Origin of the sequence: Streptomyces sp. GC420, from assembly GCF_009916105.1 — a bacterium.
GTDB lineage: Bacteria > Actinomycetota > Actinomycetes > Streptomycetales > Streptomycetaceae > Streptomyces.
This window is the reverse complement of record NZ_JAAAXQ010000339.1, coordinates 1-8,931: the sequence shown is the minus strand read 5'-3', so window position 1 is coordinate 8,931 and position 8,931 is coordinate 1. Positions and strand designations below refer to the sequence as shown.

Sequence of the window (8,931 nt, the reverse complement as noted above, 5' to 3'; positions counted from 1 at the left end):
TAAGAGACAGCCGGAGTCCGGCGTGTCCGTCGCGGTGGCAGCGGTTTCTCCGGCGGCCTCGGGGCTCTCCGTGCCCCCATGGCTCTCGGAGTCCCCGGAGTGGCCGGAGTCCCCGGCGTCCGCTACAGCCGGCTCCGGGGACTCCGGCCACTCCGGGGACGCCGGAGACGTGGCGGCGGGGTTGTCGGCCTCGTCCGCGCCCGTGGCCTGCGGAGCCGGAGCCAGGGCCGGAGGCAGCGCCGGGGCCGGGCCAGGCTCCGGCTGTGGTTCGGGAGCCGGAGCCGGGGCCGCGGCGGGTGCGTCGCCCGAGGGCCCGTCCTGCCCGGCCTCCGCCGTCCCGGACGCCTCCGGTGCGTCGCCGCCCGCCGCGCCGGCCTGCCGCTCCTCGATCTCCCGCTTCAGCGCGGAGGCCGAGAAGCGCATGGTCGCGGGGCTGTCCACGTCCCCCGTGTTCCCGGCGGCGTCCGTGCCGCCCTCCGCGGCCGGGGCCTCGGGAACAGCCGGCGCAGGTGTCGCCGGCCAGGCCCCGGGCGCGGCCGGCGGCTGGGGAGCCTGCTGCTGGGCCCAGTTGGGCTCGAAGCCGCTGCCCGCGGGCAGCCCGGGGACCGGCGGGCCGTTCGGCGCGGGGGGACCGGGAACCGCGGGAGCCGCCGGCGCGGCGGGGGGCGTCGGAGCGGCCGGAGCCGCCTCGCTCTCCTGCGTGCCCGCGGCGGACTGTGTGCCGGACGCCCCCGAGGCGTTCTGCGTGTACCAGGCGGGCGGCGTGTAGTCGATGGTGAACTCGCCCGTCATCTCGACGGACTCGGCGTCGGACTGATCATCGACGGGAGTGCTCCAGCCCCGGCTGATCTCGTCCCGATCGCTGTTCACAATGCCTCCTGGTTTGGTTGAGCACGCTCATGCCGTGTCGGGAGCCGACCGATACCGCGTCAGGTCCGCACGGCTCTCCCCCGTATGGCGCGGCCGCCCTCCCCGCGCGTGCCGCAACTTCTGCCCCTGCCCGCCCGGTACTGCTGCCGTGCCCGTCCCAGCCTAAACGTCAAGAGCGCCACTCCGGCAGGCCCGCCCGTAGGGGGAGCAGCAGCCCCGCCCTTCACGAACCGCCCGCAGTGCGCCGCAGACACGGGCAGCAACCCCTCACCCTGTTCAAAAGCGGCGAAATACGGCAGCGTCGAAGTGAGACGGCACCCCGGGGCCGTCCGCCGTACCGGACGACACATTCCACCCGGCAACACGCATAGTAGGGGCCCGGTACGACAGCCGGGGCATGGGCATTCCCAGGTGCGGTGCTCACACTTGAGGCCGCATGGGGAGATTCGGGCACTCATGGCATCCGGCATCCCGGTGCGACGGAATCCACCCCCACGGCACCGGAGGCCACCGCCCTGGTGCCGTCACGAAGTCGCGCTCCCGGGAGGCGCTTTCGCCTTCGGTGTCTTCGGCGGCCGAACCATCGCGCACTCCCGCGCAACGGTCACAGACCGCCGCTCGCGGCCCGTGCGGAAGTATCCCCGCCTGATGCGTGTGCCTGACGTACTGTCAGCGAACCTGTCACTTGCGGCCTGCCCACCGCCGTCCGTCCGGCGGCGGGCCGACCGACGGGGCCGGCCGAAATCCCGGTGACGCCCCGGCCCGCCGCCCCCGGACACGCGGCTACTTGAGGTCGAACTCCCCGTCCCGCGCCCCCAGGACGAACGCCCGCCACTCCGCCTCCGTGTAGCGCAGGACCGTCTCCGGGTCCTTCGACGACCGCATCGCGACGGCGCCTCCCGGCAGATGGGCGATCTCCACGCGCTCCTCGTCCTCGTCCTCGCGCGGTGCGCCCACCCACTCCACGTCGGAGATGTCGAGAGCGTAGAGCTCGTCCTTCTCCTGCTGCGTTCCCATGCCGCGTTCCTTTCCGATCGATCGCGGTGCCGGACACCATGGTGCTCCGTACGGGCCCCCGGCGAGGACATGTCCACGAAAGGGGGACGTGCGCCGCGCACACCCGGTACGCGCCCGGGAACCCACCCGGGGCACCTCGCGCTCCACGGGGCGCCGCCGGCGCCCCGGGCCGTCCCCGTCAGTCCATCCGGCGGGCGACACCCAGCAGACCGGTCTCGGCGTCCGTGGGGCGGGTGAGCACCCACTGCCGCTCACCGCCCGCGGACCACAGCGTGACGCCGTCCGCGAGTGTCGGCAGCACATCGACCTCGCCGCGCGTCAGCCCCAGGATCCGGCCGATCTGGCCCGCCTCCTCGGGCGAGACCCGCTGTACCCCCACCAGCGCGGAGTTCCGCATCAGGCGCGGTGCCACAGGGCTCATGTACGGCAGGAGCGTGAGCACCGACTGCCACGGCGAGGACACCACACGCCCGCGGGGCGGCCGCATGCCGCAGTCCCGGATCACCAGCACGGGGCCGCTCACCGTCGCGCCCATGGGCGGAACCCGGCCCACCTCGTGCAGAGTGAGGCACTCCAGACCCGCGCCGGCCGCCCGTGCCAGCCCCGTCCACAGCGGCGCGCGCGCCGTCTCGACCGCTACCCGCGCGCCCGTGGCGGCCGCACGGAGCGCCAGCACCTGGGCCGTCCACAGTCCGCCGATCAGCAGCACCTCGTACGGCACCGGGCGATGGAAGCCCGCGATCTGCGCGCGGCCCTCCGAGTCCTCGCCGATCACCACACCGTCGTCGCCGACCGGCAGGGACAGCGCCCCCAGGTCGTCCAGCGACGTCGTGTGACCGGCGTGGCGCGGTCCGGTCAGTGCCCGGACCGATCCGGCACCCAGGGTCATCGCACACCTCCCAGCGGCAGCGTGGCAAGCGCTCCCGGCAGCTGCTCGCGGTCCAGCCGGACGAGACCGACCTTCGCGAACCGCGCGGTCTGCTCCAGCACCCGCCGCACGCCGACGAGTTCGGTGTCCGTGCCACCCGTGACACGGATGTGCCCGCCCACCTCGACAGCCCCCCGGCGGGTGCTCGGCCGCACGGTCAGACTGAGGGTCGTGGCATACGCCGGGACCGAGGTCAGCAGCGCCACGAGCTTGGGCAGCGGAGTCGCGGCACGCCCCAGCTCGGGCCAGCGCCCCACCGCGTACGTCGTGTGCCAGCGGTCGTCGCACCGCCACACCCGGGACGTCTCCTCCGTACGCCACTGTGCCGGCGCCGAATCGGAGCGGCCCGCGCGCGCGGACATCATCGGATTGGCGCAGGCGGACGTCGCCAGTGCCGAGTTGAGCTCCTCCTGGTCCAGCACCACGGCCCGGAACCCGGCCCCGGCGACCCGGCTCGCCACATGGTCCGCGACGCGCACCAGGCACCGCTGGGCACCCTCCTGGCCACCGCCCCGCGCGGCGACGGCATCCGGACACAGCTCCGGATCGAGCCGCAGGGCCACCCACGTCATGCGGAGGGCGGGAGCGCCCGTCTGCTCCTGCAGAGGGCCGTACGAGAGCCGGGCCACCGACTGCTGCGGCAGGTGCGGCGCGGGCGCCGGCCGCACCTGCTGGAGGAGCTGTGCCGACGCGAGGACGATGTCGTCGACCTCCAGAGCGTCACCGAGCAGGCTCAGCGGGAGCGAACGCGCGCCGAACGCGGGGCGCAGCGCCTCGCCGCTCGCCTCGACCCGCACCACCGCCGTCAGGAAGGTGCCGTCACCGATCATCCCCACCGTGCGCCGGTCCTTGGTGGTGAAGGTGACCGGGCGCAGCGTGGGCACGCACTCCACCAGTGGCGCGAGCTGCGGATCCAAGCCGTCCGCCACGGGCGGGCGGCCGCCCGCGCGGCGAAGGCGCGTACGGGCGGCGAGAGCGGTGACCAGCCAGTCGGACAGGGCCTGTCCGCGGCGCCGCACGAGCGTCGGCAGGACCAGCGCGCAGGCAACCGCGACGGCGGGCGCCGGCCAGGCGCCGCCCAGCACCGCGCCCACGGCCGCCACGGCGAGCGCGACCTCGACGAGCACCAACTGCCGCAGCCGGATGGGCCCGACGCGGCGCGTCCGGGACAGCGGCCGCAGGACAGTGCTCGAGGGAATCCGCGACGCCGTGCCTGTTTCCCCCGAACCGCCGCCCCGTGCGGACCTGTTGCCGCGTTGCCGTCGGGAAGAGGCGGGAATCCGGGCCGCGCTCGGTGTGGTCCGCTCGGGCGTCGACGTACTCATCGCCGCATTGCCCCCCTCATGTCCGCAATGGCCACTTCTCCACAGGCGTTTCGACCGGCCGCTCACCCTACCTGAGCAGCCCCCGGCGAGCCCCAACGGGCATAGTAGGGGGCCGGTATGACAGCGGGGTGGTGCGAACGCGCACGTGACCCCGGTCGCCCAGCGGGGAGAAGGACACCGGACAGATGGCATCACGGCGGGACGAACTCAACGCCTACACCTTCGCGAAGCGGAGACTTGTCGCGCAGTTCCTGCAGCCGAGCCCGACGGGCAGCGAGGAGGGAGCACCCCGCCCGCTGCGCGCGGTGATGCCGGGCGCGATCGCCGGTGTGGTGATTCTCGCCGTCTTCGGCGCATGGGGGATGTTCAAGCCGGTCGCACCCAAGAACTGGGACGCCGTGGGCGAGAACGTCATCATCGCCAGCGATTCCACCACGCGGTACGTGGTGCTGACGACCGACGGCAAGAAGCAGTTGCACCCCGTCCTCAACATGGCCTCCGCCAAGCTCCTGGTCGACGCGGGCAAGGGCAAGGTCGTCAACGTGGACGAGTCCGTGCTGGACAGCGGAAGGATCCCGCGCGGCGCGACCATCGGCATCCCCTACGCCCCCGACCGGCTGCCCTCCGAGGAGGAGGCCGGTGCCGCGAAGCGCTGGGCCGTCTGCGAACGCCCCGACGAGGGCGGCAAGTCCCTCCAGCGGGCGGCGTTCGTCTTTGCCGGGCGCGAGACGGCCAACACCGAGGGCGACGAGCGGCTCACCGGCGGCGAACTGCTCTACGTCCAGGGGCCGGGCAACAAGCTCTACCTGGTCGACGCCGCCGGCACCGCCTACCCCGTGCCCGCCGACGAACTGCTGCTGCGCATCCTGGTCGCCGACCGCCGGCCGCAGCGGGTCTCCGCCTCCTGGCTGGCCACGCTCCACCGGGGCGAGGCCATCGGCTTCCCCGCCATCAGCGGCACGATCGGCGCCGACGCCCAGGCCCCCGGCGAACTCGAACCCGCGCGCAACAGGGTGGGTACGGTGCTGAAGTCCACCGCGGGCACCGAGACCAAGCACTACGTGGTCCTGCCGGGCCGCGTCGCCCCCGTCTCCGACTTCACCGCACAACTGCTCCTCGGCAGCGAGCAGTTGCGGCCACTGGGGCAGAACGGCGAGGCGAGCAGGGTCAGCCCCGCAGCCATCCGGCCGGGAGCGCCGTTCGGCCAGGACAGGAAATGGCCGCAGCGGTTCACGAAGCCCGTCAACTCCGCGAGCACGGCGGAGGACGGCCGCAACACGGTCTGCAACGTCCTGCGCGAAGTCGACGGCGACGGCTCCACCACCCTCAGCACCTGGGCGGGCACGGAGTTCCCCGCCGCCCTGGCGACCGGAGCCAGCAGCGGATACGTCACCCCCGGCTCCGGCCAGCTGTTCCGGCAGTTCCAGGGCTCCGACACCAAGACCGGTTTCCTGTTCCTCGTCACGGACACCGGGCTGCGCTACGCCATGCAGTCCAACGGGGACAGCGCGACGGAGGACGCGGGCATCGGAGAGCCGGGCTCCGAGAAGGAGAAGCAGGAGCGCCGTCTGGAGGCGCAGCAGGCGCAGACCCGGCTCGGCTACGAGAACGTCGATCCGGCACCCGTCCCGCAGGAGTGGTCCTCGCTCCTTCCGACCGGCCCCCGGCTTGCGACCGCCGCGGCGCGGCAGCCGCAGGGCTCGTGACGGGGGCCCGGCGATGACGACGTACTCCCGAGTGTGGCGGGCAGCGGCGGCAACCGCCCTTGCCCTGGCCGCGGTTCCCGTGGTGCCCGCGGCGGCCGACACGGCCTCCTGCACCTATCCGTCCAAGAACGTCTACGAGGGCCGTCCCTGGGCGCTCCAGCGCGTCCTCCTCGACGCGCTGTGGGAGGAGTCCACCGGCAAGGGGGTCAGGGTCGCGGTCATCGACACCGGCATCGATGTGAGGAACCCGCAGCTCACCCGGGCCGTCGACGTCAGAAGCGGCCGCAACTTCCTGCCGAGGAACCTCAAGGACGACAACGGCGACCGCGTCGAGCGGGGCAAGGAGAACGGCACCACCGACGTCGCGGGCCACGGCACCAAGGTCGCGGGCATCATCGCCGCCCGGCCCCTGGAGGGGACCGGCTTCGTCGGTCTCGCCCCGGAGGCGACCCTCATCCCCGTTCAGCAGAACGACACCGAGGGCCACGGCACCGCCAGGAGTCTCGCCAGAGCCATCGACTACGCGGCCGGCGAGGCCCGCGCCGACATCATCAACATCTCCCAGGACACGGCCGACGCCTCCGACCCGGGCCCCGAACTCGAGCGGGCGGTCGGCAACGCCCTCGCCAAGGGAGTCGTCGTCGTCGCCTCCTCCGGCAACGACGGTCTCGACGGCAACGCGAAGCGGACCTACCCGGCCTCCTACGACGGCGTCCTGGCAGTCGGCGCCTCCGACCGCAATAACGAGCGCGCGCCCTTCTCCCAGTCGGGGGAATTCGTGGGGATCGCCGCTCCCGGCGTCGACATGGTCACCACCGTCCCGGGCGGCGGCCACTGCGCGGACAGCGGCACCAGCTTCTCCGCCCCGTACGTCGCCGGAGTCGCCGCCCTCATCAAGGCCAAGCACCCCGAGTGGACCCCCGCGCAGATCGTCGCGCAGATCCAGCAGACCGCCGAACGCTCCATCGCCGGCCGCGACCGCCTCGTCGGCTGGGGCGTCGTGGATCCGCTGCGCGCCCTGACGGAGGACGAGCAGCCGATCGACGAACCCGTCGCCGACGACGGCCTGACCGAGGTGAAGGCCCCGACACCGGCCGAGATCCACCTGGGCGAGTCGGCACAGGAGCGGGCGATCCGCCTGGCCACCTACACCCTGATCGGCAGCGCGGTCCTGGTCGCGGCCATCGCGGGCGGCGCGGTGGCCACGCGTGACGCCCGGCGGAGGGTCGGGCGTGCCGGCGCGAATGAGCTGCGCGGGCGTTTCGAAACGTAAGAAGAAGTGAAGAACGCGCGAGGGAAACGACTTGAGGTGAGGGCCAGTTGGGTCTGTCATAGGCACTGGATACAGTGATGAGTGTGCGGTAGGTGGTGTTCGCGTCACCGCGATCGCAAAGTTGAATGTTGCAGCAAACGGGGGAGAGTGAGTGCTGTGGCCGTGCCTGATGAGACGGGTGGAACAGGCTCCGGGGGAGGGACTGACCTCGAGCGCGGGGTCGGCGCCCTGGAGAAGTTCCAGGAACGCGTCGACAAACTGCTCGCGGACCTCGAGTCGTCCGCGGCGTCCCGCACGAAGGTGGCCGCGCAGACGGTCCCCCGGTCCTCCTTCAGCGGCCCCAACGCCCCCTTCGCGGAGGCCGACGGCCTCTACGCCCAGTACAACCGCGTCCACGAGTCCCTCGTCAGCCTCTCCGCCACCCTCCGCGACCAGATCGAGTACCTCCGCATCGCGGTCTACGGCTCTGCCGTCGGCTACGACAACGTCGAGGACGAACTGCGGCGGCGCTTCCACGAGATCAGGGCTGACCTCGTCGAGGACGCGTCCAGGGCGAAGGAGTCCGAGCACCGCACGAACGATGACAAGTCCGCTTCCTACGGCCGGGACGAGAAGCGATGAGCGATGACAAGCGGCAGGAACTGACGCCCAAGGAACAGCACGCGCTGGACGAGAACCGCGTGCGCCAGCAGGTGGTGGGCGTCGACACCGTCGAGAAGGTGACTTCGGCCCTCCAGAACGTGTTCGGCGGGGGAGGCAACGGTGTCTTCGGCAGGACCAGTTTCGAGGACTACGAACTCAACGCCATGCTGGACCTGATCGAGAAGTCCGACCCCAGGGACCTCGAAGCCGCGGGGGATGCTCTCTGGGCCGCCCGCGACGCGATCAGGACCGCCGCCGACGAACTCGGCGACTACATCGGCAGCGTCGACTGGAAGGGTGTCGGCGGAGACAGCTTCCGCGACTGGGGTACTGCCCTGGTCAAGCACGCCCACAGCATCGGCGACTTCGCCGACACCGCCGGCACGCAGATCTCCGTCGCCGCGACGGGCCTGGCCTCTGTCAAGAGCTCCAGCCCTCCACGCGACAACCGCGCCGTCCCGAAGAAGGTCGACGACATCCCCCTCCCGGAACGCGTCGACACCAACCCGGAGTACAAGGCAGCCCTCAAGGCGGAACAGGACCGCCAGGAGGCCATCAACCAGATGAACCGCCTGGCCTCCTTCTACGCGGTCTCGGAACAGACCCTGGCCGCGCAGGAGGCACCGAGGTTCACGAAGGTGCTGAACGCGAAGATCCCCAAGCCGCAGCCGACGCGGTGGTATGAATCCGGCACGTCGGATGAAGGTACCCCTACACCTCGGCAGCGGGTCGTCAGCGGACCGGAGGCTGTAAGCGAACGGGCCACGCCCGAAGGTAACAGCGATGCTGCACTCCAAGAACGACGCGGCGCTGTTCCGCCACTTCCGGAGCGTGACCCGTCGATGGAGCTCGACAGCGTGGTGACGCCCCAGGCTCCTGCACCTCCGGCCGCGCAGCCGCCCGGTCCGTCCACTGCTGGCGGACCGAGCTCGTCAAACAGCCCATCCCTTCCCCTGGGGGGTGGCTTTGCTGTTCCTCCCAGGCGTACGTCTGGGCCGACACATGCGTCTGGCTTCCCGAAAGGGACGGGACAAGGGCCAGCGGCCACGGGACGCCCCGGCAGCATTTCGGGTGGTCCCGGGCAGAGCCGTCTCGGGGCGCAGGCGACACCGGCAGGCAGCAGTCAGGGACCCGTCGGTCGAAACGCCGGAAACGTGGGGCGGCCGGGGC

At 72.1% G+C, this 8,931-nt stretch carries 8 protein-coding genes; 4 read left to right on the top strand and 4 right to left on the bottom strand.

Features of this window, described 5'->3' with window-relative positions; genetic code table 11:
- The 4 genes from GUY61_RS30270 to eccE form a co-directional block, all read right to left on the bottom strand.
- Positions 1-870, bottom strand: an 870-nt coding sequence (locus tag GUY61_RS30270) for an SCO5717 family growth-regulating ATPase (protein ID WP_313896943.1), incomplete at its 3' end; no start/stop codon positions are given.
- A 783-nt stretch (positions 871-1,653) separates the two neighbouring features.
- Entirely contained in the window at positions 1,654-1,887 is a 234-nt protein-coding gene (locus tag GUY61_RS30265) for a DUF397 domain-containing protein (protein WP_166633438.1), read from the bottom strand.
- Between the two features lie 178 nt (positions 1,888-2,065).
- A complete protein-coding gene (locus GUY61_RS30260; RefSeq protein ID WP_166633437.1) occupies positions 2,066-2,776 on the bottom strand; it encodes a hypothetical protein in 711 nt (236 codons plus the stop codon).
- Positions 2,773-4,140: a type VII secretion protein EccE gene (gene eccE / locus GUY61_RS30255; RefSeq protein WP_208106653.1), complete on the bottom strand. Its 1,368-nt coding sequence runs from the start codon at positions 4,138-4,140 to the stop codon at positions 2,773-2,775. Before eccE ends, GUY61_RS30260 begins: the two co-directional genes overlap by 4 nt.
- Positions 4,141-4,325: 185 nt before the next feature.
- Between eccE and eccB the strand changes: the two genes are divergently transcribed.
- The 4 genes from eccB to GUY61_RS30235 all read left to right on the top strand — a co-directional run.
- Positions 4,326-5,846, top strand: a complete 1,521-nt coding sequence (eccB, locus tag GUY61_RS30250) for a type VII secretion protein EccB (RefSeq protein WP_166633436.1) — start codon at positions 4,326-4,328, stop codon at positions 5,844-5,846.
- Between the two features lie 13 nt (positions 5,847-5,859).
- Entirely contained in the window at positions 5,860-7,119 is a 1,260-nt protein-coding gene (gene mycP / locus GUY61_RS30245) for a type VII secretion-associated serine protease mycosin (RefSeq protein WP_166633435.1), read from the top strand.
- Positions 7,120-7,275: 156 nt separating this feature from the next.
- Positions 7,276-7,740: a hypothetical protein gene (locus GUY61_RS30240; protein ID WP_313896942.1), complete on the top strand. Its 465-nt coding sequence runs from the start codon at positions 7,276-7,278 to the stop codon at positions 7,738-7,740.
- The coding region (locus tag GUY61_RS30235) for a hypothetical protein (protein ID WP_166633434.1) at positions 7,737-8,931 on the top strand (1,195 nt) is incomplete at its 3' end. The genes GUY61_RS30240 and GUY61_RS30235, both read left to right, overlap by 4 nt.

Coding starts and splice junctions, on each gene's coding strand:
- eccB (WP_166633436.1), top strand. CDS start 4,326: ATGGCATCACGGCGGGACGAACTCAACGCCTACACCTTCGCGAAGCGG.
- mycP (WP_166633435.1), top strand. CDS start 5,860: ATGACGACGTACTCCCGAGTGTGGCGGGCAGCGGCGGCAACCGCCCTT.
- GUY61_RS30260 (WP_166633437.1), bottom strand. CDS start 2,776: ATGACCCTGGGTGCCGGATCGGTCCGGGCACTGACCGGACCGCGCCAC.
- GUY61_RS30265 (WP_166633438.1), bottom strand. CDS start 1,887: ATGGGAACGCAGCAGGAGAAGGACGAGCTCTACGCTCTCGACATCTCC.
- eccE (WP_208106653.1), bottom strand. CDS start 4,140: ATGAGTACGTCGACGCCCGAGCGGACCACACCGAGCGCGGCCCGGATT.